Annotated in this window: 23 protein-coding genes; 13 read left to right on the forward strand and 10 right to left on the reverse strand. The window is 61.8% G+C overall.

The window, feature by feature from the left end; translation table 11 throughout:
* Nucleotides 1-83 precede the first annotated feature (83 nt).
* Complete coding sequence (locus tag ACYU03_RS09445; protein WP_461890046.1) at nt 84-581, forward strand: universal stress protein; 498 nt, start codon at nt 84-86, stop codon at nt 579-581.
* A gap of 122 nt (nt 582-703) precedes the next feature.
* A complete protein-coding gene (gene cysB, locus ACYU03_RS09450) occupies nt 704-1,678 on the forward strand; it encodes an HTH-type transcriptional regulator CysB (protein WP_461890048.1) in 975 nt (324 codons plus the stop codon).
* 81 nt (nt 1,679-1,759) lie between these two features.
* Here the strand turns inward: cysB and ACYU03_RS09455 are convergent, their stop codons facing one another.
* From ACYU03_RS09455 to rloA, 5 genes are all read right to left on the reverse strand, one after another.
* Complete coding sequence (locus ACYU03_RS09455) at nt 1,760-2,494, reverse strand: phosphoadenylyl-sulfate reductase (protein WP_461890050.1); 735 nt, start codon at nt 2,492-2,494, stop codon at nt 1,760-1,762.
* Between the two features lie 138 nt (nt 2,495-2,632).
* Nucleotides 2,633-3,976 (reverse strand): aminodeoxychorismate synthase component I, encoded by a 1,344-nt coding sequence (gene pabB / locus ACYU03_RS09460; RefSeq protein WP_461890052.1) that lies wholly within the window; start codon nt 3,974-3,976, stop codon nt 2,633-2,635.
* 129 nt (nt 3,977-4,105) lie between these two features.
* The gene (locus ACYU03_RS09465) at nt 4,106-5,086 is read right to left on the reverse strand and encodes an alpha-L-glutamate ligase-like protein (protein WP_461890054.1); all 981 of its coding nucleotides are present in this window, start codon (nt 5,084-5,086) and stop codon (nt 4,106-4,108) included.
* The gene (gene rloB, locus ACYU03_RS09470) at nt 5,086-6,618 is read right to left on the reverse strand and encodes an osmotic stress tolerance membrane protein RloB (RefSeq protein ID WP_461890056.1); all 1,533 of its coding nucleotides are present in this window, start codon (nt 6,616-6,618) and stop codon (nt 5,086-5,088) included. The genes ACYU03_RS09465 and rloB overlap by 1 nt, the downstream gene beginning before the upstream one ends.
* A 5-nt stretch (nt 6,619-6,623) precedes the next feature.
* Nucleotides 6,624-7,160, reverse strand: a complete 537-nt coding sequence (gene rloA / locus ACYU03_RS09475; RefSeq protein WP_461890058.1) for a retropepsin-like aspartic peptidase RloA — start codon at nt 7,158-7,160, stop codon at nt 6,624-6,626.
* A gap of 295 nt (nt 7,161-7,455) precedes the next feature.
* Between rloA and ACYU03_RS09480 the strand changes: the two genes are divergently transcribed.
* The 6 genes from ACYU03_RS09480 (at nt 7,456) to prpD (ending at nt 15,851) form a co-directional block, all read left to right on the forward strand.
* A complete protein-coding gene (locus ACYU03_RS09480; RefSeq protein WP_461890060.1) occupies nt 7,456-8,172 on the forward strand; it encodes a GntR family transcriptional regulator in 717 nt (238 codons plus the stop codon).
* The gene (prpB, locus tag ACYU03_RS09485) at nt 8,169-9,059 is read left to right on the forward strand and encodes a methylisocitrate lyase (RefSeq protein WP_461890062.1); all 891 of its coding nucleotides are present in this window, start codon (nt 8,169-8,171) and stop codon (nt 9,057-9,059) included. The genes ACYU03_RS09480 and prpB overlap by 4 nt, the downstream gene beginning before the upstream one ends.
* Nucleotides 9,060-9,122: 63 nt before the next feature.
* Entirely contained in the window at nt 9,123-10,250 is a 1,128-nt protein-coding gene (prpC, locus tag ACYU03_RS09490; protein ID WP_461890064.1) for a bifunctional 2-methylcitrate synthase/citrate synthase, read from the forward strand.
* A gap of 155 nt (nt 10,251-10,405) precedes the next feature.
* Nucleotides 10,406-12,991 (forward strand): Fe/S-dependent 2-methylisocitrate dehydratase AcnD, encoded by a 2,586-nt coding sequence (acnD, locus tag ACYU03_RS09495; protein ID WP_461890066.1) that lies wholly within the window; start codon nt 10,406-10,408, stop codon nt 12,989-12,991.
* 132 nt (nt 12,992-13,123) lie between these two features.
* Complete coding sequence (gene prpF / locus ACYU03_RS09500) at nt 13,124-14,314, forward strand: 2-methylaconitate cis-trans isomerase PrpF (RefSeq protein WP_461890068.1); 1,191 nt, start codon at nt 13,124-13,126, stop codon at nt 14,312-14,314.
* 52 nt (nt 14,315-14,366) lie between these two features.
* The gene (gene prpD, locus ACYU03_RS09505) at nt 14,367-15,851 is read left to right on the forward strand and encodes a 2-methylcitrate dehydratase (protein WP_461890070.1); all 1,485 of its coding nucleotides are present in this window, start codon (nt 14,367-14,369) and stop codon (nt 15,849-15,851) included.
* Nucleotides 15,852-15,950: 99 nt separating this feature from the next.
* On the opposite strand, the gene acnB is transcribed toward prpD, so the two are convergent.
* Nucleotides 15,951-18,560, reverse strand: a complete 2,610-nt coding sequence (acnB, locus tag ACYU03_RS09510; protein WP_461891431.1) for a bifunctional aconitate hydratase 2/2-methylisocitrate dehydratase — start codon at nt 18,558-18,560, stop codon at nt 15,951-15,953.
* A gap of 405 nt (nt 18,561-18,965) precedes the next feature.
* On the opposite strand from acnB, the gene ACYU03_RS09515 reads away from it, so the two are divergent.
* On the forward strand, nt 18,966-19,433 hold the full coding sequence (locus ACYU03_RS09515; protein WP_461890072.1) for a DUF1289 domain-containing protein: 468 nt from the start codon (nt 18,966-18,968) through the stop codon (nt 19,431-19,433).
* 72 nt (nt 19,434-19,505) lie between these two features.
* Entirely contained in the window at nt 19,506-20,285 is a 780-nt protein-coding gene (locus ACYU03_RS09520) for a hypothetical protein (RefSeq protein WP_461890074.1), read from the forward strand.
* 44 nt (nt 20,286-20,329) lie between these two features.
* Here the strand turns inward: ACYU03_RS09520 and queD are convergent, their stop codons facing one another.
* From queD to ACYU03_RS09535, 3 genes are all read right to left on the reverse strand, one after another.
* Entirely contained in the window at nt 20,330-20,686 is a 357-nt protein-coding gene (gene queD / locus ACYU03_RS09525) for a 6-carboxytetrahydropterin synthase QueD (protein ID WP_213660417.1), read from the reverse strand.
* On the reverse strand, nt 20,572-20,934 hold the full coding sequence (locus tag ACYU03_RS09530; RefSeq protein ID WP_461891432.1) for a helix-turn-helix transcriptional regulator: 363 nt from the start codon (nt 20,932-20,934) through the stop codon (nt 20,572-20,574). Before ACYU03_RS09530 ends, queD begins: the two co-directional genes overlap by 115 nt.
* A gap of 61 nt (nt 20,935-20,995) precedes the next feature.
* Nucleotides 20,996-21,214: a hypothetical protein gene (locus ACYU03_RS09535; RefSeq protein ID WP_461890077.1), complete on the reverse strand. Its 219-nt coding sequence runs from the start codon at nt 21,212-21,214 to the stop codon at nt 20,996-20,998.
* A 128-nt stretch (nt 21,215-21,342) separates the two neighbouring features.
* Here ACYU03_RS09535 and ACYU03_RS09540 point away from each other — a divergent pair, with 128 nt between their 5' ends.
* The 3 genes from ACYU03_RS09540 (at nt 21,343) to ACYU03_RS09550 (ending at nt 23,523) form a co-directional block, all read left to right on the forward strand.
* Complete coding sequence (locus ACYU03_RS09540; RefSeq protein ID WP_461890079.1) at nt 21,343-22,119, forward strand: alpha/beta fold hydrolase; 777 nt, start codon at nt 21,343-21,345, stop codon at nt 22,117-22,119.
* A gap of 166 nt (nt 22,120-22,285) precedes the next feature.
* Complete coding sequence (locus ACYU03_RS09545) at nt 22,286-22,846, forward strand: sigma-70 family RNA polymerase sigma factor (protein WP_461890081.1); 561 nt, start codon at nt 22,286-22,288, stop codon at nt 22,844-22,846.
* A gap of 5 nt (nt 22,847-22,851) precedes the next feature.
* The gene (locus ACYU03_RS09550) at nt 22,852-23,523 is read left to right on the forward strand and encodes an NrsF family protein (RefSeq protein WP_461890083.1); all 672 of its coding nucleotides are present in this window, start codon (nt 22,852-22,854) and stop codon (nt 23,521-23,523) included.
* A gap of 43 nt (nt 23,524-23,566) precedes the next feature.
* Here the strand turns inward: ACYU03_RS09550 and ACYU03_RS09555 are convergent, their stop codons facing one another.
* The gene (locus ACYU03_RS09555; protein ID WP_461890085.1) at nt 23,567-24,646 is read right to left on the reverse strand and encodes a patatin-like phospholipase domain-containing protein; all 1,080 of its coding nucleotides are present in this window, start codon (nt 24,644-24,646) and stop codon (nt 23,567-23,569) included.
* Nucleotides 24,647-24,716 lie beyond the last annotated feature (70 nt).

A 24,716-nucleotide genomic window follows, 5' to 3' on the forward strand; every position in this document is an offset into this window, starting at 1 on the left:
CAGCTCGCCGGACGGCAAGGCGGCGGTTCAAGGCGCTGCTAAGCTGAAGCTTGCTCTGCCGCAGCGGCAGTCGAGGAGGTCGAATGATCCATTCCATGCTGTATGCCACTGACCTCGGTATATATGCGCCTTTCGTCATGCAGCACGCGCTGGCACTGGCACGCACCTTCTGCGCAGAGCTGTATGTGATTCACGCGGTGGAGCCCATGGGCCAGTTCGCCGAATCCCTCCTGCAGAGCTACCTTGACGAACAGACGCTGGACCAGTTGCACAGTCAGGGCGTCAACACGGTCATGGCCAACATCGAGCAGCGGGTGCTGGAAAACTTTCGCGATGAACTGGGCGAAGAGGCCGATCTGGCGCTGATCAAGGCAGTCAGGGTGCGCCAGGGCGACCCGGCCCAGGTGATCCTCGAGCAGGCGCAGCGCTTGAGTGTCGACCTGCTGATCTTCGGCAGCCATAGCCAGGGAGCGGGTGTGGATGTGCCGCTTGGGCGCACGGCCGTGCGGCTGCTGCAACTGTCACCGGTGCCGGTGTACATGGTGCCGTTGGCTCAACACCTGGGGCGTAGGAAAAATTGAGGCCGGCTGTAGGTGGTTTCCGAAGGAGTAGCAAAATAGTTCTAGATTTATTCTTCAAACCACTAATATAGTTATAAATCGTCGCTGCTGCCGGTGACGCCCAGCTGATTTGAGGGATACCTATGAAGCTTCAACAACTGCGCTACATCTGGGAAGTGGCGCACCATGACCTCAACGTCTCCGCGACAGCGCAGAGCCTTTATACCTCCCAGCCAGGGATCAGCAAGCAGATCCGCCTGCTCGAGGACGAGTTGGGCGTCGAAGTCTTTGCCCGCAGCGGCAAGCACCTGACCCGCGTGACCCCGGCTGGCGAGCGCATCATCAACACTGCCGGCGAGATCCTGCGCAAGGTTGAGAGCATCAAGCAGATCGCTCAGGAATTCTCCAACGAGAAGAAGGGCACCCTGTCGATTGCCACCACCCACACTCAAGCGCGCTATGCCTTGCCTCCGGTGATCAGCAGCTTCATCAAGCAATACCCGGAGGTGGCCCTGCACATGCACCAGGGCTCACCCATGCAGATCGCCGAGATGGCCGCTGACGGCACCGTTGATTTCGCCATCGCCACCGAGGCCCTGGAGCTGTTCGGCGACCTGGTGATGATGCCGTGCTACAAGTGGAACCGTTGCGTGGTGGTGCCCCAGGGGCACCCACTGACCAAGCTGCCGAAGCTGACGCTTGAAGCGGTGGCCGAGTATCCGATCGTCACTTATGTGTTCGGTTTCACCGGCCGCTCCAAGCTGGACGAGGCCTTCAACCACCGTGGCCTGACACCCAAGGTGGTGTTCACCGCTGCCGACGCCGACGTGATCAAGACCTATGTGCGCCTGGGCCTGGGCGTGGGTATCGTGGCCAAGATGGCGGTCGACGCCAAGCTCGACAGCGACCTTGTAGTGCTGGATGCCAGCGAACTGTTCGAAGCCAGCGTGACCAAGATCGGCTTCCGCCGTGGAACCTTCCTGCGCGGCTTCATGTGCGACTTCATCGAGAAGTTCGCCCCGCACCTGACCCGCGAAGTGATGGCCAAGGCCATCCAGTGCCACAACAAGCAGGAACTCGAAGAGCTGTTCGACGGTGTCGAACTGCCGGTGCATTAAGCGCAACAGCAAGCTTTAAGCCGCAAGAGAAGGCAGCCCGTACGGCCTGCTCTTTCTTGCGGCTTTTGCTTTGAAGCTGATTCAGCCCTTGCTGATCAGGTTACCGGCATGCAGACCGCATTCCTTCTGGGTGGACTCCTCCCACCACCAACGGCCTTCGCGCTCATGCTGGTTGGGCAGGACCGGGCGGGTGCAGGGTTCACAGCCAATGCTGATGAAGCCGCGTTCGTGCAGGCTGTTGTAAGGCAGCTCGAGCATGCGGATATAGCCCCAGACTTCCTCGCTGGTCATCTGCGCTAAGGGGTTGAACTTGTACAGGGTGCGCTCGGGCGTGGAGAACGCGGTGTCGATTTCCAGTGCGGCCACATGGCTGCGGGTGCCCGGGCTCTGGTCGCGGCGCTGGCCGGTGGCCCAGGCGCGGACGTTGGAGAGCTTGCGGCGCAGTGGCTCGATCTTGCGAATGCCGCAGCATTCGCCATGACCATCCTTATAGAAGCTGAACAGGCCCTTTTCCTTGACGAAGGGTTCCAGCTTGCTCTGGTCGGGGCTGAGGATTTCGATCGGCAGGTTGTACTGTTCGCGGACCTGGTCGATGAAGCGGTAGGTCTCGGGGTGCAGGCGGCCGGTGTCGAGGCTGAACACCTTGACCTGCTTGTTCAGCTTCCAGGCCATGTCCACCAGCACCACGTCCTCGGCACCGCTGAAGGAGATCCACAGGTCATCGCCGAAGTGCTCGAAGGCGAGCTTGAGGATGTCCTGCGGGGACTTGCTGGCATAGGTCGCGGCCAGGGCGGCGACGTCGAAGGGTTGGCTCATCAGGCGGCTTCCGTACATTTGTATGGCGCTGGGCGCTCGTAATGCTCAGATCTTAACAAAAAATGGCGTGCCAGACGCTTTGCGATGCTGCGCGGCAGCTGTACCTGCAGGAGCGCCGAACCGTTACCCCTACACCCCCTACAACCCCTGCAGTGTCTGCATCAATACCCGCACCTTGGCGATGGACTCCTCGTACTCTGCCTCCCAGTCCGAATCGGCCACCACCGCGCCGCCGCCCCAGCAACTGGCCTGACCATCCTTGATCAGCAAGCTGCGGATGGCGATGGAGCTGTCCATCTCGCCGCGCACGTCCACATACAGCAGCGAGCCGCAATACAGTGCCCGGCGGCTGGGCTCCAGTTCATCGATGATCTGCATGGCGCGGATTTTGGGGGCGCCGGTGATGGAGCCGCCGGGAAAGCTGCCTGCGATCAGGTCCAGGGCGTCCTTGCCGGCAGCGAGGCGGCCGGTGACGCTGCTGACCAGATGATGCACGTTGGGGTAACTCTCCAGGCTGAACAGCTCCGGCACTTTCACCGAGCCGATTTCACAGGTGCGTCCCAGGTCATTGCGCAGCAGGTCGACGATCATCAGGTTTTCCGCGCGGTCTTTGCGACTGTCCTGAAGCTCGGCGGCATTGCGCGCATCTTCGACAGGGTCGCTGGCGCGTGGCCGGGTGCCTTTGATTGGCCGTGTTTCCACCAGGCCCTGGCTGACGCGGATGAAACGTTCTGGCGAGAAGCTCAGCAGGGCGCTGCCATCGGCCAGTTGCTGGAAGCCCGAGAAGGGCGTCGGGCAGGCACGGCGCAGTGCTTGGTAGGCTTGCCAAGGGTCGCCCTGGCAGGGGGCGCGGAAGCGCTGGGTGAGGTTGATCTGGTAGCAGTCGCCTGCCTGGATATAGGCCTGCACCTTGTCGAAAGCATGCTGGTACTGTTCGGCACTGAGGTCGCCACGCATCGGCGCGAGCAGGTGGAAGTGGCTTTCGAGTTGGGGCGCCGGGGCCTCGAACAGCGCGATCAGGCGCTGCCGCTCGGTATTGTCCAGGCTGGGGTGGAACACCAACTGAGTGGTGCCCAGCAGGTGGTCGCTGACCAAAGCCCAGGCATACAGCCCCAGCTGGGCATCCGCCAGGCCCAGGTCGTCCACCGCCAGGCTGGGCAGTTGCTCAAGACGGCGGCCGAAGTCGTAGCTGAGGTAGCCGATCAGGCCGCCGGCAAAGGGTAGTTCCACGCCGTCAGGCAACTGCGCTTCACCCAGTTGCGCGAGGCTGTCGCGCAGGCGTTGCAGGTAAGCTTGGCCGCTTTCACCTGCGATTGCTTGCAACTGTTGCCGCGGCCAGGCACTGATCAGGTCATGGCGGCCCCGCTCGGCGCCCGGACGGGCACTGTCGAGCAGCACGGCACCCGGAGCATGGCGCAGGCGGGCGAAGTAGGGGGCGGGGTCATGCTGGTAGGGCAGGGGGTGAAGCGTACAGGTCGGCATGCGAATTGACGGTGATAGAAGCGAGGAGGCGATTGTAGTCTGCTGCAGCCGATGCTCCTAGCATTGACACGACATTGAGCCTTCGACCTCCGCCAGCCGGAAGCCGGCTGGCGGAGACGAACGCTTGGATCAGTGTCCGGGCACGTGGCCGAACAGGCCTTGGGCGACCTTCACGCGCTGCTCGGCATCTTCCTTCACGCCGTCTTTGGCCAGTGCTTCCAGGTGCGCCTCGATGGCGTGGGTGCGCTGGGTCAGGCCGCAGTCGTTGGCGATCTGGATGTTCAGGCCGGGGCGGGCATTGAGCTCGAGGATCAGTGGCCCCTTGTCCTGGTCCAGGACCATGTCGACGCCGATGTAGCCCAGGCCGCAAAGCTCGTAGCAGCCGGCTGCGAGCTTCATGAAGCCGTCCCAGTTCGGCAGTTGCACGCCGTCCACCGCGTTGGTGGTGTCCGGGTGCTTGCTGATGATGTTGTTCAGCCAAGTGCCACGCAGGGTGACGCCGGTGGCCAGGTCGACCCCGACACCGATGGCACCCTGGTGCAGGTTGGCCTTGCCGCCGGACTGGCGGGTCGGCAGGCGCAGCATGGCCATCACCGGGTAGCCCATCAGCACGATGATGCGGATGTCCGGAACGCCTTCATAGCTGATGCTCTTGAAGATCTGGTCCGGCGTTACCCGGTACTCGATCAGCGCGCGGTCACGGTGGCCACCCAGGGAGTAGAGGCCAGTGAGGATGCTGGAGATCTGGTGCTCGATCTCCTCAAAGCTGATGATCTTGCCCGATACCGTGCGGAAGCGGTCCTCGAAGCGGTCGGCGATCACCATGATGCCGTCACCGCCGGCACCCTGGGCGGGCTTGATGACGAAGTCGTCGCGCCCGTCGAGGATCTGGCCAAGCTTTTCGATTTCCTTCTCGGTCTCGATGATCCCGTACATCTCCGGCACATGGATGCCGGCCTTGAGCGCGCGCTCCTTGGTGATGATCTTGTCGTCGACGATCGGGTACAGGTTGCGCTTGTTGTACTTGAGGACGTAGTCCGCGTTGCGCCGGTTGATACCCATGATGCCCCGGGCTTCCAGGGCCTTCCACGTTTTGATCAGACCAAACATCAGGTGTCAGCCTTCACGAAAGCCTTGAAACGAACGAGCTCGGTCAGGCGGTAGCCGCGGTAGCGACCCATTGCCAGCATGAAGCCCACCAGGATCAGCAGTACCGCTGGGAAGGTGAAGACGAAGTACACCAGCTCCGGCACCATCATCAGCAGGTGCGCCAGGGAGGCGGCGAAGAGGGTGCCGATGGCGACTTTCATGGCATGGCCGCCGCCGCGTTCTTCCCAGGTGATCGACAGGCGCTCGATGGTCATGGTCAGGATCACCATCGGGAACAGCGCCACCGACAGGCCACGCTCAAGGCCCAGCTTGTGGCTGAACAGGCTGATGGCGGCGATCAGCACCACGACGAAGGTCAAGACCACCGACAAGCGCGGCAGCATCTGCAGCTTCAGGTGCTCGAGGTAGGAGCGCAGCGACAGGCCCAAGGCGGTGATCACGGTAAACAGCACGATGCCGAAGCCCAGTTGGGTCTCGCGGAAGGCCAGGGCGATCAGCACCGGGGTGAAGGTGCCCAGGGTCTGGATGCCGATCAGGTTGCGCAGGATCAGGATCACCAGTACGCCGATCGGGATCATCACCATGATCATGAAGGTCTGCTGGGTCTGCAGCGGTAAGCCGTACAGGGAGTATTCGAGGAAGCCGGCGTCGGTGTTCTCGTCAGTCAGCTTGGCCAGACGGATGGCATTCATCTCGCTGTTGTTGAGGCTGAAGCTGACGTTGGCCCTCCTGCCGCCGTCGACGGTGATCAGGTTGTCGTCACCGGTCCACCACAACAGCCGGTCACTGGGCAGGCCCTGTTCGCCTGTGTCGGGATTGAAGTACAGCCAGTCGTTGCCGTTGAAGCTGCGCAGCCAGAGCTCAGGCGTTTGCGGCACGTCGGCGACCAGGCGGATGGTGTGCACCTTCTCCATCGGCACGTGGGCGATGGACAGCAGCAGGTCGATGACCTTGGCCTTGTTCAGGGTCGAGGTATCGCCGCCCAGCAGCAACTTGACGTTGTCGTCGTTGAGATTGTTGACCCGCTTGATGGTCTCGCTGACGAAGGTCTCGACATCGGCCGAATGCTGGCGGATCGGCGCCATCAGGGCCTCGGCGGCGATCTTCTCCGGGCCTTCGACAGCCAGGCTGTCACGGAAGGTCGGGCCCTTCTCGACGGTTTTTTCGTTGCTGTAGCGCTTGGTCAGCACCAGGCGGTAGTAGAGGGTCTGGTTGCCGCTGGCGCGGCGCGCGGACCAGGTCACCTTGCGGTTGCCGTCGACACGGTTGACGCTGACCCCGTAGTTGTTGGAGATGAAGCTCTCATTGAGGCTGACGTAGTCACGGCTCAGCGGTGGCACGAACATCTGTATCTTGATCGGGTCCTTCGGGTTAGCGATGAATTCGACCTTGGCGTCGATGTTCCACAGATCATCGGTCTCGTCTTCGGTCACCGGAATGCCGAGGAAGAAGATCTGATAGGCCGTGACCAGCACGCCCAGTAACACCAGGATGGTGATCAGGACTTTCAGGTGGAGGTTAAGAGAGCGCATCGGAATTACCCTGCGGTGTGAGCGTCAGTGGCACAGGCAGGTTTGCCGGCCGCGTATTTTAGGCTTGGGTCGACCAGGGCATCGAAGTGCTTGAGCGCCTCGGAACCGATCAGCAGCGGGAACTGGAAAGCGCTGCGGTCAGTGAGGTTGACTTCGATGGTGCGTTGGCTGCGGCCCATGCAGATGTTCAGTTCAATCACCGGGCGGGCAGTATAGGCCTTGCCTTCGTCGGGATCGTAATCGCCGGCGCGCCGCTTGATCTTGCTCACGCGTGCCAGCGGTCGTTCTATCGGATGCGAGTGGGCGGCGTCAATCGCCAGGTAGAAGCGCACCCAGCTCTCGCCATTGCGCTTGAAGCGCTTGATATCGCGGGCGCTGAGCGAGGCGGTCTTGGCGCCGGTGTCGAGCTTGGCGGCGACCTCGAGGTCGAGATCGGCCAGACGGGCGTATTCGTTGAGACCGTAGACGGTCTTTTCTGTCGCCTGGCCAAGGGCCGGCAACAGGGAAAGGCAGAACAGCAGTGGAAGGGGTGTGAGTCTCATAATCCTGGCGCGGTGCTGTGCGGTGTTCGGGGCAAGGCGACTGGCAAGTACTGCGCAAGCTTCCTCGTTCATCTGTCAACAGTATGAAAATCGTCGACAGACACACTATCCATACTCCGTAGGAGGCGCGGCATTCTATCACGCTGAGGTATTGATGCCAGCGCGTCGCAATCAGACAGTGCACTGGGCGGGTAAGTTCGTTCTTAGACGATTGTCGACAATACTGATTTTGTCTTTGACTCCTTTCTTCTATTTAGCTAGTTTTGGCCCTGAAGATTAACGAGGTGTCGACAATATGCTGGATACAACCCAGGCATCCATAGCCGCACCGGAAGAGTCGGAAACCTTGTCCGAGAACGTCTTCCGGCGTATCCAGGCGGCCATCGTCAAGGGCGAGATCGCTCCGGGCAGCAAGATTTCCGAGCCTGAGCTGGCCCGCACCTATGGCATCAGCCGGGGCCCGCTGCGCGAGGCCATCCACCGCCTGGAGGGCCAGCGACTGCTGGTGCGCGTACCGCATGTGGGCGCCCGAGTGGTGTCGCTCAACCATGCCGAATTGATCGAACTCTACGAAATCCGCGAGTCCCTCGAAGGCATGGCCTGCCGCCTGGCCGCCGAACGCATGAGCGTAGCCGAGATCGACGAACTTCGCCGGGTACTCGATACCCATGAGTGCGATGCCGCGTTCCAGGCTGGCCTGGGCTACTACCAGCAGGAAGGCGACTTCGACTTCCACTATCGGATCATCCAGGGCAGTGGTAACCGCACTTTGGTGCAAATGCTCTGTGGTGAGCTGTACCAACTGGTGCGCATGTACCGTATCCAGTTTTCCGCCACGCCCAACCGTCCGCGCCAGGCATTCGCCGAGCACCACCGGATTCTCGACGCCATCGCCGACCGTGACGGCGAATTGGCCGAATTACTGATGCGCCGTCATATAGGCGCTTCCAAGCGCAATATCGAGCGTCACTACCTGGACGCGAACAACAACAGCCCACGAGGTGAGTCATGACCCAGAAAAGCAGTCCCGGCCAGCGTTTTCGCGAGGCGGTCGCCGCCGAACATCCATTGCAGGTGGTCGGCGCGATCAACGCCAACCATGCCCTGCTGGCCAAGCGCGCCGGTTTCAAGGCCATCTACCTGTCCGGTGGCGGTGTCGCCGCTGGTTCCCTGGGGCTGCCGGACCTGGGCATCAGTGGCCTGGACGATGTGCTGACTGACGTGCGCCGCATCACCGATGTCTGCGACCTGCCCTTGCTGGTGGATGTCGACACCGGCTTCGGCGCCTCGGCGTTCAATGTGGCCCGTACCGTTCGCTCGATGATCAAGTTCGGTGCCGCTGCTATCCATATCGAGGACCAGGTCGGCGCCAAGCGCTGCGGCCACCGGCCGAACAAGGAAATCGTCTCCCAGCAGGAGATGGTCGACCGCATCAAAGCGGCGGTGGACGCTCGCACCGATGACAGTTTCGTGATCATGGCCCGCACCGACGCCCTGGCTGTCGAAGGTCTGAACGCGGCTCTGGACCGCGCCGCCGCCTGCATCGAGGCTGGCGCCGACATGATCTTCCCTGAAGCGATCACCGAGTTGCAGATGTACAAGACCTTCGCCGACCGGGTGAAGGCGCCGATCCTGGCCAACATCACCGAGTTCGGCGCCACGCCGCTGTACACCACCGAGGAACTGGCCTCGGTCGACGTGTCCCTGGCGCTGTACCCGCTCTCGGCGTTCCGCGCCATGAACAAGGCTGCGGAGAATGTCTACACCGCGCTGCGCCGCGATGGCACGCAGAAGAATGTCATCGACACCATGCAGACTCGCATGGAGCTCTACGATGCCATCAACTATCACGCCTTCGAGCAGAGCCTCGACGCGCTGTTCGCCCAGAAGAAGGGCTGAGATCGCAACACACCGTTTTTAGCTGACGTTCCCATAACAAATTCAACAAGTTGGAGAAGAACAATGGCCGAAGCAAAAGTACTCAGTGGTGCCGGCCTGCGGGGCCAGGTGGCCGGGCAGACCGCACTGTCGACCGTCGGCCAGGCCGGCGCTGGCCTGACCTACCGTGGTTATGACGTGCGCGAGCTGGCGGAGCATGCCGAATTCGAGGAAGTGGCCTATCTGCTGCTGTACGGTGAGCTGCCGAGCCAGGCGCAACTGACTGAATACAAGACCAAGCTCAAGGCGTTACGCGACCTGCCTCAGGCGTTGAAGGAAGTGCTGGAGCGAATTCCGGTCACCGCCCATCCGATGGACGTGATGCGTACCGGTTGCTCGGTGCTCGGCACCCTGGAGCCGGAGCACAGCTTCGACCTGCAGCACGAGAAGACCGACCGCCTGCTGGCTGTGTTCCCGGCGATCATGTGCTACTGGTACCGCTTCAGCCACCATGGTGTGCGGATCAACTGCACCAGCGACGAGGACACCCTGGGCGGACACTTCCTGCACCTGTTGCATGGCAAGAAGCCGAGCGCGCTGCACGTCAAGGTGATGAACGTCTCGCTGATCCTGTACGCCGAGCATGAGTTCAACGCCTCGACCTTCACTGCCCGGGTCTGTGCCTCGACCCTGTCGGACCTGTATTCCTGCGTCACCGCCGCCATCGGTTCGCTGCGTGGCCCGCTGCATGGCGGTGCCAACGAAGCGGCGATGGAGATGATCGAGCGCTTCAAGACCCCGCAGGAAGCCGTCAGTGGCACCCTGGGCATGCTCGAGCGCAAGGACAAGATCATGGGCTTCGGCCATGCCATCTACAAGGAGTCCGACCCGCGCAACGAAGTCATCAAGGGCTGGTCGAAGAAGCTGGCCGACGAAGTGGGCGACACCGTGCTGTACCCGGTTTCCGAGGCGATCGACAAGACCATGTGGGAGCAGAAGAAGCTGTTCCCCAATGCCGACTTCTACCATGCCTCGGCCTATCACTTCATGGGTATCCCGACCAAGCTGTTCACCCCAATCTTCGTCTGCTCGCGCCTGACCGGATGGGCAGCGCATGTCTTCGAGCAACGTGCCAACAACCGCATCATCCGACCGAGCGCCGAGTACACCGGCGTCGAACAGCGCAAGTTCGTACCAATCGAGCAGCGCTGATCCAGAGAGGTATGCCACCCCTGTAGGGGCGGGCCGGTTCTCGATTGCGTCCACAGGAGCGCCTCTGTTGTTGGGGCTGACGCTTTCGCGGGCAAGCCTGCTCCTACAAGGGAGGCGCAAGCCTTCCGATTACTGTGACCGAGCCTGATTCCACTATGAACACAGAATTCCGCAAGAACCTGCCAGGCACCGACCTGGACTACTTCGACGCCCGCGCGGCCGTCGAGGCGATCGAGCCCGGCGCTTATGAGCGGTTGCCCTACACCTCGCGCGTATTGGCCGAGAATTTGGTGCGCCGTTGCGACCCGGCGACCCTCACGGCCTCGCTGGAGCAATTGATCGAACGCAAGCGCGACCTGGACTTCCCCTGGTTTCCGGCCCGCGTGGTCTGCCACGACATCCTCGGCCAGACCGCTTTGGTCGACCTGGCCGGCCTGCGTGACGCCATCGCCGACAAGGGTGGCGACCCGGCCCAGGTCAACCCGGTGGTGCCGGTGCAACTGATCGTCGACCATTCGCTGGCTGTGGAGTGCGGTGGTTTCGATCCGCAGGCTTTCGAGAAGAACCGCGCCATCGAAGATCGCCGCAACGAAGACCGCTTCCATTTCATCAACTGGACCAAGAAGGCGTTCAAGAACGTCGATGTGATCCAGCCGGGCAACGGCATCATGCACCAGATCAACCTGGAGAAGATGTCGCCGGTGATCCACAGCGACCGTGGCGTGGCCTATCCCGACACTTGCGTCGGCACCGACAGCCACACCCCGCATGTGGATGCCCTGGGCGTGATTGCCATCGGCGTCGGTGGCTTGGAGGCGGAGAACGTCATGCTCGGCCGCGCGTCCTGGATGCGCCTGCCGGAGATTGTCGGCGTCGAGCTGACCGGCAAGCTCCAGCCCGGTATCACCGCCACCGACCTGGTGCTGGCCCTGACCGAGTTCCTGCGCAAGGAGCGGGTGGTCGGCGCCTACCTGGAGTTCCATGGTGAAGGCGCTCGTGCCCTGACTCTGGGCGACCGCGCGACCATTTCCAACATGGCTCCCGAATACGGCGCCACGGCCGCCATGTTCGCCATCGACCAGCAGACCATCGATTACCTCAAGCTGACCGGTCGCGAAGACCAGCAGGTCAAGCTGGTCGAGACCTACGCCAAGGTCGCCGGCCTCTGGGCCGACAGCCTGGCCAATGCCGACTACGAGCGGGTGCTGCGTTTCGACCTGTCTGGCGTGGTGCGTAACATGGCCGGCCCGTCGAACCCACATGCCCGCGTGGCCACCAGCGACCTGGCGGCCAAGGGCATCGCCGGGGCCTGGGAGGAGGTGCCGGGGCAGATGCCCGACGGCGCGGTGATCATCGCTGCCATCACCAGCTGTACCAACACCAGCAACCCGCGCAACGTGATCGCCGCTGGCTTGCTGGCGCGCAATGCCAACAAGCTTGGCCTGGCCCGCAAACCCTGGGTCAAGTCGTCCCTGGCGCCCGGCTCCAAGGCTGTGGCCCTGTACCTGGATGAAGCCGGCCTGACCCGCGAGCTGGAGCAGATGGGCTTTGGCATCGTCGCCTTCGCCTGCACCACCTGCAACGGTATGTCCGGTGCGCTCGACCCGGTGATCCAGCAGGAGATCATCGACCGCGACCTGTATGCCACTGCCGTGCTTTCGGGTAACCGCAACTTTGACGGGCGCATCCACCCCTACGCCAAGCAGGCCTTTCTGGCCTCGCCGCCGCTGGTGGTGGCCTACGCCATTGCCGGGACCATCCGTTTCGACATCGAGAAGGACGTGCTGGGCGTGGTCGATGGCAAGGAGATCCGCCTCAAGGACATCTGGCCGAGCGACGAAGAGATCGACGCCGTGGTCAAGGCGGCCGTCAAGCCCGAGCAGTTCCGCAAGGTCTACATTCCGATGTTCGCCGTGCAGGAAGACACCGGGCCGAAGGTCGCGCCACTGTACGAATGGCGTCCGATGAGCACCTACATCCGGCGCCCACCGTACTGGGAAGGCGCGCTGGCTGGCGAGCGTAGCCTCAAAGGCATGCGCCCGTTGGCGGTGTTGCCGGATAACATCACCACCGACCACCTGTCGCCGTCCAACGCCATCCTGGCCAGCAGCGCGGCGGGCGAGTACTTGGCGAAGATGGGCTTGCCGGAGGAGGACTTCAACTCCTACGCGACCCACAGGGGCGACCACCTGACCGCGCAACGCGCCACTTTCGCCAACCCCAAGCTGTTCAACGAAATGGTCGTGGAAGATGGCAAGGTCAAGCAGGGATCGCTGGCGCGGATCGAGCCGGAAGGCAAGGTCACCCGCATGTGGGAGGCTATCGAGACCTACATGGAGCGCAAGCAGCCGCTGATCATCGTTGCCGGCGCCGACTACGGCCAGGGCTCGTCCCGTGACTGGGCGGCCAAGGGTGTGCGCCTGGCCGGGGTCGAGGCAATCGTCGCCGAAGGCTTCGAGCGTATCCACCGCACCAACCTGGTGGGCATGGGTGTGCTGCCGCTGGAATTCAAACCGGGTGTCAACCGCAAGACCCTGGGCATCGACGGCAGCGAGACCTTCGATGTGCTCGGCGAGCGCACGCCGCGGGCGACCCTGACCCTGGTGATCACCCGCAAGAATGGCGAGCGGCTCGATGTGCCGGTGACCTGCCGTCTGGACACCGCCGAGGAAGTGTCGATCTACGAGGCGGGCGGGGTGTTGCAACGCTTTGCCCAGGATTTCCTCGAGGCGACTGCTTAAATGCGATAGCGCACCACCTTGTGGGTAAGGGCTTGCCAGCGAGGCGTCGGACTCGGCAACGATTTCGACCCTGCTGACGCAATCGCGGGTAAGACCGCTCCTATAGGGGGCGTTGGATAACAGGACAAAACCATGGCACATGTACCGCAAGTAAAGATCCCCGCGACCTACATCCGCGGTGGCACCAGCAAAGGCGTGTTCTTCCGCCTGCAAGACCTGCCCGAACGCGCCCAACTCCCCGGCGCGGCCCGTGATGCCCTGCTGTTGCGGGTGATCGGCAGCCCCGATCCCTACGGCAAGCAGATCGATGGCATGGGCGGCGCCACGTCCAGCACCAGCAAGACCGTGATCCTGTCGCGCAGTATCAAGCCGGGGCATGACGTCGACTACTTGTTCGGCCAAGTCTCCATCGACAAGGCCTTCGTCGACTGGAGCGGCAACTGCGGCAATCTCTCGGCGGCGGTCGGTTCCTTTGCCATCAGCGCCGGCCTGGTCGACGCCGATCGTATTCCCCGGGACGGCATTGCCACTGTGCGCATCTGGCAGGCCAACATCGGCAAGACCATCATCGCCCATGTGCCGATCAGCAACGGTGAGGTGCAGGAAACCGGTGACTTCGAGCTGGATGGCGTGACCTTCCCGGCGGCCGAGGTGCAACTGGAGTTCCTCGATCCGGCTGCCGATGAGGATGGTGCTGGCGGGGCGATGTTCCCCACCGGCAACCTGGTTGATGACCTGGTGGTGCCGGGTGTCGGCACTCTCAAGGCGACCCTGATCAATGCCGGCATCCCGACTATCTTCATCAATGCCGCCGACCTCGGCTACAGCGGCACCGAGCTGCAGGATGCGATCAACAGCGACCCCGAGGCCCTGGCCCGCTTCGAGACCATCCGCGCCCATGGTGCGGTGCGCATGGGGTTGATCGAGCACATTGATGAAGCCGCCAAGCGCCAGCACACGCCCAAGGTCGCCTTTGTCGCGGCGCCGGCCAGCTATGTCGCCTCCAGCGGCAAGGCTGTGCAAGCCAGCGACATCGACCTGTTGGTACGCGCCTTGTCCATGGGCAAATTGCACCATGCCATGATGGGCACTGCCGCCGTGGCCATCGGCACCGCTGCCGCCATCCCCGGCACTCTGGTAAACCTCGCCGCCGGTGGGGGAGGGCGCAGTGCCGTGCGTTTTGGCCATCCCTCCGGGACGTTGCGGGTCGGCGCCGAGGCACGCCAGGTAGGCGGTGAATGGACAGTAACCAAAGCGATCATGAGCCGCAGCGCTCGCGTACTGATGGAGGGCTGGGTACGTGTGCCCGGTGATGCCTTCTAGTCGCTAGCGGTGCTCGGTTCTGTTGTTAACCACGGCAACAGGGAGATGTGAGATGAGTGCCAACGTTGATCTGAATGAACGCCCGGACTACGACCGGGTACTGCAGACCATCGCCGACTATGTGCTCGAATACCGGGTCGAGTCGGCCGAGGCGCTGGACACGGCGCGCAACTGTCTGATGGACACCCTGGGCTGCGGCCTGCTGGCGTTGCGTTTCCCTGAGTGCAGCAAGCACCTGGGGCCGCTGGTGGAGGGCACCGTGGTGCCTCATGGGGCGCGGGTGCCGGGCACCAGCTACCGCCTCGATCCGGTCAAGGCGGCTTGGGATATCGGTTGTATCGTGCGCTGGCTGGACTACAACGACACCTGGCTGGCGGCGGAGTGGGGCCATCCTTCGGACAACCTTGGCGGCATCCTTGCGGTCGCCGATCACCTGTCGCAGAAACAGGTGGCCAACGGCGACGCTCCCCTGAGCATGCGCAGCGTGCTCGAGGCTATGGTCATGGCGCACGAGATCCAGGGCGTGTTGGCCCTGGAAAACGCCTTCAACCGCGTTGGCCTGGACCATGTGCTGCTGGTCAAGGTCGCCTCCACGGCGGTCTGCGCCAAGCTGATGGGCGCCAACCGTGAGCAACTGCTCTCAGCGTTGTCTCACGCTTTCGTCGATGGCCAGGCTCTGCGCACCTATCGTCACGCACCCAATGCTGGCTCGCGCAAGTCCTGGGCGGCAGGCGACGCTTCCAGCCGCGGCGTGCGCCTGGCCGATATCGCCCTGCGTGGCGAGATGGGCATCCCCGGTGTACTCACTGCGCCCCAGTGGGGCTTCTACGATGTGTTGTTCAGCCATACCAACAAGGACCTGGCGCTCAAACCCGCTGGGCAGCGGGCGTTCAGCCTGCCGCAACCGTTTGCCAGCTATGTCATGGAGAACGTGCTGTTCAAGATCAGCTTCCCGGCCGAGTTTCATGCCCAGACGGCTTGCGAGGCAGCGGTGACATTGCATCCGCAGGTGCGCAACCGACTCCATGAGATCGAGCGCATCGTTATCACCACCCATGAGTCGGCGATCCGCATCATCTCCAAGGTCGGCCCACTGGCCAATGCTGCCGACCGGGACCATTGCCTCCAGTACATGACCGCCGTGCCGCTGGTGTTCGGCACTCTGGTCGCGGAGCACTATGAAGACGACTTCCATGCTGCTCACCCGGTCATCGACCGCCTGCGTGAAAAGATGGAAATCGTCGAAGACCCCCGCTTCACCCGTGAGTACCTGGAGGCTGACAAGCGCTCCATCGCCAATGCCGTGCAGGTGTTCTTCAACGACGGTACGAGCACCGGACAGGTGACGGTGGAGTACCCCATTGGCCATCGACGCCGGCGGGCAGAGGGCATCCCGCTGCTGGAAGAGAAATTCAAGGCCAACCTGGCGACGCGTTTCGCTGGGCAACGCTGCGCCGAGATCTTCGCGTTATGCAAGGAGCAGGCACGGCTCGAAGCGACGCCAGTGCATAGGTTCGTGGATTTGTTCGTGATCTGACGCTGCGGCGCGGGATCTCCAGCGCCATAAGAAAAAGCCCCGGCATCTCTGCCGGGGCTTTTTCTTGCTACTGCCGCTTAAGGCTTGCAGCTCACGCGCTTACGCCTGGACCACAGGGATCTGAGCGTTCGCAGCCGCTTCGCGGAACTCGGCGATCTGGTCAAAGCTCAGGTAGCGGTAAACGTCGGCAGCCATGCTGTCGATGTTCTTGGCGTACTCCATGTACTCCTCGACGGTCGGCAGTTTGCCCATAATGGACGCGACTGCAGCCAGTTCGGCGGAGGCCAGGTAGACGTTGGCGCCATCGCCCAGGCGGTTCGGGAAGTTACGGGTCGAAGTCGACACGACGGTCGAGTTCGCCGCTACACGTGCCTGGTTACCCATGCACAGCGAGCAGCCCGGCATTTCCATGCGCGCGCCAGCCTTGCCGTAGATGCCGTAGTAGCCTTCTTCGGTCAGCTGGTGAGCGTCCATCTTGGTGGGAGGCGACAGCCACAGACGGGTCGGGATCGAGCCCTTGACCTTGTCCAGTAGCTTGCCGGCAGCGCGGAAGTGACCGATGTTGGTCATGCACGAACCGATGAACACTTCGTCGATCTTCTCGCCCTGTACCGAGGACAGCAGGCGGGCGTCGTCCGGGTCATTCGGTGCGCAGAGCACAGGCTCCTTGACCTCGGCCAGGTCGATCTCGATGATTTCGGCGTACTCGGCGTCCTTGTCGGCGGCCAGCAGCACAGGGTTGGCCAGCCAGGCTTCCATGGCTTGCGCGCGGCGCTCCATGGTACGGGCATCGCCGTAGCCTTCGCTGATCATCCAGCGCAGCAGGGTGATGTTGGACTTCAGGTACTCGGCGATGGCAGCTTCCGGCAGCTTGATGGTGCAGCCGGCAGCGGAACGCTCGGCCGAGGCGTCGGACAGCTCGAACGCCTGCTCGACAGTCAGCTCGTCCAGGCCTTCGATCTCGAGGATGCGGCCAGAGAAGATGTTCTTCTTGCCTTTCTTCTCGACGGTCAGCAGGCCCTTCTGGATGGCGTAGTAAGGGATGGCATGGACCAGGTCGCGCAGGGTGATGCCTGGTTGCAGTTTGCCCTTGAAACGCACCAGTACCGACTCCGGCATGTCCAGCGGCATGACGCCGGTGGCAGCGGCGAAGGCGACCAGGCCGGAACCGGCCGGGAAGGAGATGCCGATTGGGAAGCGGGTGTGCGAGTCGCCGCCGGTGCCGACGGTGTCAGGCAGCAGCATGCGGTTCAGCCAGCTGTGGATGATGCCGTCGCCTGGACGCAGGGACACGCCGCCACGGGTGCGGATGAAATCCGGCAGGGTGTGGTGGGTGGTGACGTCGATCGGCTTTGGATAGGCCGCGGTGTGGCAGAACGACTGCATGACCAAGTCGGCGGAGAAGCCCAGGCAGGCCAGGTCTTTCAGCTCGTCGCGGGTCATCGGGCCAGTGGTGTCCTGGGAGCCGACGGTGGTCATCTTCGGTTCGCAGTAGGTGCCTGGACGCACGCCTTTGCCTTCCGGCAGGCCGCAGGCCTTGCCGACCATCTTCTGTGCCAGGGTGTAGCCCTTGCCAGTGTCGACCGGAGCTTCAGGCAGCTTGAACAGATCGGTCGCGCCAAGGCCCAGTTCGGCACGCGCCTTCTCGGTCAGGCCACGGCCGACGATCAGCGGGATACGGCCGCCAGCGCGGACTTCGTCGAGCAGCACCGGGGTCTTCAGTTCGAAGGTGGTGATGACTTCGTCGGTGCCGTGCTTGCAGACTTTGCCAGCGTGCGGGTAGACGTCGATCACGTCGCCCATGTTCAGGTTCGATACGTCGAACTCGATCGGCAGGGCGCCGGCGTCTTCCATGGTGTTGTAGAAGATTGGGGCGATCTTGGAGCCGAAGCAGAAGCCACCGGCGCGCTTGTTCGGGACGTAAGGGATGTCGTCACCAAAGAACCACAGCACCGAGTTAGTGGCGGATTTACGCGAGGAGCCGGTGCCGACCACGTCGCCGACGTAGGCGACCGGGAAGCCCTTGGCCTTCACTTCTTCGATCTGCTTGAGTGGGCCGATGGCGCCTTGCTGCTCAGGTACGATGCCATCACGAGCCATCTTCAGCATGGCCAGGGCGTGCAGCGGGATGTCAGGGCGCGACCAGGCGTCCGGGGCAGGGGACAGGTCGTCGGTGTTGGTTTCGCCCGGCACCTTGAACACGGTCAGGCTGTACTTGTCGGCGATGGCTGGTCGGCTGGTGAACCATTCACCGGCAGCCCAGGACTCGAGGACGGCCTTGGCGTTGGCGTTGCCGGCCTTGGCCTTCTCGGCCACGTCGTGGAAGGCATCGAACATCAGCAGGGTATGCTTGAGCTGTTCGGCGGCGACAGTGCCCAGTTCGGCGTCATCCAGCAGCTCGACCAGGGTGGCGATGTTGTAGCCGCCCTGCATGGTGCCCAGCAGCTCGACGGCGCGCTTCTTGTCGATCAGCGGGGAGGAGGCTTCGCCCTTGGCGACGGCGGAGAGGAAACCGGCCTTGACGTAGGCGGCTTCGTCCACTCCTGGTGGAACGCGATTGGTGATCAGGTCGACGAGGACGGCTTCTTCGCCAGCTGGGGGGGTCTTCAGCAGCTCGACCAGGCCTGCGGTTTGTTCGGCGTTAAGCGGCTGGGGCACGATACCCTGGGCGGCACGCTCTTCGATGTGTTTGCGGTAGGCTTCAAGCACAGTTATTACCCTCATCAGTGGTCCCAAATGGGTGTCCGGGACGCTCATCCAGAAATTCCAGCACCCATGCGCAATACGGCTTCTTGGGCCGCCCAGCCAGGGTTGCAGGAAATCCTTACAGAAGCTGCTTTCAAAGTTTTACGCCTGTAGAACGGAGGGCTGATGAGGGCTGGCTCGAAACAAACGCTGCGTTTGTTTCGAGCCAACGCCGTTCTACCGGATGAACTGTGCTCGTGACGCTTTGAAAACAGCTTCTAACGGACATTGCTGCCTTCGAAAAGGCGGGATGATTCTACGGTAAAACGAGGATAAAGGTAAGGCACACGTGATGACTTTAACGAGTGACCCCCGTTAGACAAAGGGCTAACATGGGCACCTGTACCACCGCCAAGCCGTTGTTTTTCCATGTCCAATCAGTCAATCAAAACCCCTTGTGTCGGCCTCTGTTCCACTGTCTACGGGGATCTGGTGTGTCGCGGCTGCAAGCGCTTCCACCACGAAGTGATCCGCTGGAACGGTTACAGCGAAGAGGAAAAACGCGCTGTCTGGCTGCGCCTGGAGACATTGCTGGTGCAAGTGATGGAGGCCAAGCTGGAGGTCTTCGACCCGGCGTGCCTACGCCAGCAGTTGGAGCAGCGGGCGATCCGCTTCCTGCCCCATCAGTCCGAATATTGCTGGGCCTACCAGCTGATCGCCCGTGGTGCGCGGGTGATCCGCGACCTGGAAGCCTACGGCATGGTCTTGCTGCCGGAGTTCCGCGACTGGGAGCTGCCGCAACTGCGCGATGCCATCGACCGCGAATTCTTCCTGCTTTCCGAGGCGCATTATCAGCGCTACATTGCCCCAGGCTTTCTGAAGGACGCCTTGGGGTAGGGCGTTTCCTGCTGCTGGTCGTGGCACTGCCACACTAGGGTCTCTCCTCCATCAATGATGCGGGAGCGTCCCATGAGCGAGTTTGTGTTCCAACCCCTTCTGTCCTTCAATGCCAAGTGTTACTGGCAGTTCACTGACGCCAACATCGGGGGGCGGGAGTGGAAGTATTCAGGCGACCTGGTCAAGCCGCTTTGGGTCGAGTTCAATGACTGGAATGGCGACGATGGATGGATCATGTCAGGTCGGGACTACCATCCCGACGAGGTGCAATCGCATATCTACCGTCTCTTTCCGGGCCAGCGTCCGAGGATCTACTGCGAGCACTTCTGGTTTGGTGTGTTTCGCTTCGGCGATGCCTATGCGTATGAGATCAGGCCGGCCTATGTGGGCGAAAACAGTGACCGCTGGCCGGAACTGGAGTATCAGATGGGCATGAGCAATGGCGGCTATCTTGGCATGTACGCAACGAATCTGCCGGCAGGAACCTCTCCGCTTTCGGTCCCGTCTCGACTCGTCTTGCATTTGCCTGATCCGATTCCGGATGTCGGAGTGATAGTGCCAGATAACCCGCTTCCTGAGATCGAAACAGCGCCCCTCAGCTACTACCCTGCAGGCTCCGGTACGTCATTATGGGGTATCGAAGGGCTTGAACCCGAGGGTTTGAGCGAGGGAGACCTGCATACCGACCTGGTACTCGTCAGCCCATCCGGGCGGACGGTCCGACGCCAGCTTGAGAAAGGTCGCGCCTATTTGAATGACCAGAAAGGCAAACGCGGCAAGCTGACGTTGCAGATCGTCAATGCGGTGGTTCCGCCGCACCCGGGGCTGAAGGCACCGTCCAGCGTGCGCTGATCGAAAAGCGCCTGCCCAGCCGAGAGGGCAGGCGTCAGCGGTGCTCAGTCGCCGCTGTACTCGCAACCACTGGTGCAGGTCTCGTGGATACGCACCTTGGACAACTCCGGCAATAGCGGTTTGACCTGGTCCCAGATCCACTTGGCGATGACTTCGCTGGTGGGGTTTTCCAGGCCGGGGATGTCGTTCAGGTAGTTGTGGTCCAACTGCTCGTAGATTGGTTTGAACACTGCCTTGATTTCGGCGAAGTCACGGATCCAGCCGGTGTGCGGGTCGAGCGGGCCGGTCAGGTGCAAGGCGACCTTGAATGAATGGCCATGCAGGCGCCCGCACTTGTGTCCGGCGGGGACGTTGGGCAGGCGGTGGGCTGACTCGAAAGTAAACTCTTTGAAGATTTCCACAAGTGGACCTGTAATGCTGATGAGGTAAGGGCTTGAGCGGAATCTGGTGTTTCAGTGTACTGCTCAATGTACTGATTGGCCGTCGTTGGGGGAAAAGAGGTCATCCACTGTGTGATGTCCGACTGGCGCCAGACGACGGAGTTTGGCCCTATCTTAACCTGTTTTGGGAAAGTGCCCTCCCTGATTCTGCGATAGACGGTCGTCCGGTCAGGCGCTGCCGCGAAAGGAATAACCAGGCGCCCATGTATTAAAAAGCCCGCCGAAGCGGGCTAATGCCGAGCGCAAAGAAGGGGAGAGAGCTCGACCAGATCAGTGTAGCTTGGCGTGGCTGTCCGAATTGCTGCCGGAGCTGAAACGGCCGATTTCGACCAGGGCTGCTTCGATTACCTCCAATGCTTCAGAAATCCTGTTGAGCGATTGTGCTGGATATCCCGTGCCAGCAGTGACCCCCTTCATCGACGTGGCCAATGCCAGCTGAGCATCAGCCAGCCGGGAGAGTAGCGATAGAGTGAGTTTGTCCGTGACCATGGTATGCCCCTCCAAAGTCTGGACAGGATAGCAGGCAGTAATAAAGTTCCTACGGGTGTAACAAATCGGTCCGTTTGCCGAATAGACATGGTGAAGCGCTTTGCTTTGTTCCATTCGGGAGGACTTGCATGAAAACACTAATTTCCGCCATTGCATTGGCCTTTGGGTTGATGCTCTCTATCTTTACAGGGACTGCCTTCGCACAGGATGTGGCACCCATTGAGGCAAAGAGTGTTGTTCTTGTCCACGGGGCCTGGGCTGATGGCTCCAGTTGGGCGGATGTCATCCCCTACCTCAGGGCGGCCGGGTTGAAGGTCATATCGGTCCAGAATCCCTTGACTTCGCTCTCTGACGACGCCGCCGCGGCCAAGCGGGCTCTTTCATCGCTGGACGGACCCACGGTTCTCGTGGGGCATTCCTATGCGGGGAACGTCATCACTGAAGTGGGCGGTGACTCGAGGGTAACAGGCCTGGTCTATGTTGCAGCACGTGCACCTGATGCTGGCGAGGACTTCACGGCTCTTGCCGGCAAGTTTCCGACGATGCCGGTTCGCGCTGGGGTTGAGGAACACGACGGCTTCTTGACTGTTGGCGAGGATGCTTTTCTGAGCTTTTTCGCAGATGGCGTACCTGCTGAGAAAGCGAAAACGCTCTTCGCTGTACAACAGCCAATCGCAGCAACTCTGTTTTCCGACAGAACCACTACCGCTGCCTGGCGCAGCAAGCCATCCTGGTACGCAGTCTCAAAGAACGACAATACGACTTCACCTGATCTGCAGCGATTCCTCGCCAAGCGCATGAATGCAACGACAGTTGAAATTGAATCAGGTCATCTTTCTCTGGTTTCGCATCCGAAAGAGATCGCTGATTTGATTCTAGCGGCCGCAGGGAAGCAACCGCGCTGAGCGGAGACACATCGGTGATGGCAGGGTGCGAATTCGTGCACATTATTGGATTCCATGGAGCAAGGTTAACCTGATCTCCTTGAAGCCGCGGCGGGGTTTGATCAGAAGTCACCCACGATGTGGAACCAAGTTTATATGATGCGAGCGTGAGGGCGGAGCATTGGGTGTGGAATCGCAAGAGCAAGAGAGCGCTTGGGCGATGGCCATGCGCAAAGAGCGGTCAGGTGATCGTTCTGCGTACGAGCATTTCCTTCGGGAGCTGTCGGTACACCTGCGGCGAACTGTCAGGTATCGGTTGAGCACCTTCGGACTGAACTCTGCTGAAGCCGAGGACGTGGTGCAGGACGTATTGATCGCTATTCACACAAGGCGCAATCAATGGGATCCCGAGCGGCCTCTCTTGCCATGGTTAAACGCCATTGCACGCTACAAGATCATTGATGCTGCGAGGCGCCTCCGAAAGGAGGCGCGTGGCAGAGTGGACATTGACGACGAGCAATGGTCTTCCCTGCAAGCCTTCGACCAAAATTCCCTCGCTACATCCAGTGTTGATGTAGAAGGTCTGCTCTCCGAACTGCCCCCGGCACAGCAGTCGGTTGCCCGAGCGATTGGCGTTGATGGGGCGTCTCCGCGCGAAGCTGCTACCCAACTGGGCATGAAGGAGGGCGCAGTAAGAGTCGCTTTCCATCGAGCATTGAAGAGATTGATGGCAACGGCAAAGGGATAACGAAAATGGCGCGTGTGAATAAGGAGAAAGAGATCATGCGGACGGATGAGCTTATCCATCAGTTATCTGCTCAGGCTGGTCAGACTGCCATAAAGAATCATGCAGTCATGCCTTTTGACCGAGCCTTAGGATTGAGCCTGATGCTGTCTCTGGTTGGAGCCTTGCTCGTGGTCATCGGCCTATCGGGGGTGCGTCCTGACCTATTCGCAATGCTGACGACATGGGTGTTTCAATTCAAGGTTGTGGCGATGGCCCTGCTCGTCTGGGGAGGTATCATTCTCGTTCGTGCATGTGGAATCCCGGGGGTTGCAGTAAGGCCGGTCCGAGCTTTGCTCCCAGGCGTTCTATTCCTTCTCGCTGGCGTAATCTTTGACCGTTCGGGTTTCCCGCTGCTGGGAGAGCGACAATTTTCCGCTCCGCTCTGTGTCGGAGTCATCGTCGCTGCAGCCCTGCCTGGCCTCATATTCATCCTGGCGGGGCTACGTAGGGGCATTCCGACACGGCTTTCTTCCGCCGGAGCGATCTCTGGCATTCTGTCCGGCTCGCTCGCAGCGATGGTATATACCATCGCATGCGTGAATGATGGACCTTTGTTTGTCGCCATCTGGTACGTAGCCGCAATCTCAATTTCAGCTGGAGTAGGAGCAGTCGCAGGCCGGTACGCATTGGCCTGGTAAGGCCCCATGTTTGAGTTCCGCCAACTGTCCTACCAGCAGGCCGCTACAGCGGTTGCAGATGCTCGTGCAGCCGCCCGGTGGCGATCAGCTCCAGCAGCTCGTCGCCCAGGCGCTGGCTTTCTGCGATTGCCTTGTACCAGTAGCGTTTACGTGTGGCGGCATCGCCCATGAAGCGCTTGAAGTCATTGCGGTCCGGCAGCTTGCCATAGGGCAGCGTGGCCAGGTATTGCGGCGACGGCGTCATCAGCAGCACGTTCTGCAGGCGCGTGGCGTCGCCCCGGCGCCACGGCAGGGCTTTGTCGAACCAGCCGGGCACCACCTTGTCGGTGAAGTGCGGGTAGAGCACCAGGTCATCGCCGCTGTAGGGCAAGTCCAGGTGGTAGTCGAGCAAGCCGCCATCGCGATAGGTGCCGGCACCCGCGCCGGGGATGTCGCGCACGCCCTCCATCACCATGGGGATGGAGCCGGAGGCGAGCAGGGCCTGGCGCAGGTTGGCCAGGTCAAGGGGCAGGCAGCGTGACGGGAAATCGGTCAGTGCGTCCAGTGGCGGCGCCGAGCGTGCGTCGTGCAGGATGATCCGCTCGAAGTGCCGCGCCAGGCGTGGGCGGCCGAGCAGGTTGCTGGCGATCACCGAGGACAATCCCATGCCCAGGCGGCCACGGTGGTCGTGGGCGAGCAGGCCACGGCTCTTCACCACCATGATGTTCAAGCGATAGAACGGGTTGGCGAGGATTTGCCCGTCACGGCCCTGCAGCAGGTCGTCGAGCATGCGCTGGCAACTGCGGCTGACTTCGGCCGGGGTCACGCCTTTGGCGAAGTCCTGTTCGGTGTACAGTTCACCGAGGCGGCAGATGCCGGCGGTGGGGTCTTCCAGGCAGGCGCTGGCGAAGCGCCAGGAGCCGATCGAGGCGCCGATCAGCGCGCGCTGGCGCGGCGCGAACGGTAGCCACTCGCCGAACAGCGCCAGGTCCAGGCCCTGGATGCCCAAGGGTTTCGGGCCACCCGCGGCGCCCGGCAACACGCCGACATCGGCGGCCTGTAGACCGCGTTCGCGGATCTGTTCGAAGGCGCGCTTGCCGGCTTTCAGGGTTAGGGCAGGGTACTTGATATGGATGGCGCTCATGCGGGCCTCGCTGACGACAAGCGCCTGATTATAGAGGACCTTGGCCGTCGCGGCTGGGCTATCATGGTGC

Source organism: Pseudomonas sp. X10 (assembly GCF_054889225.1).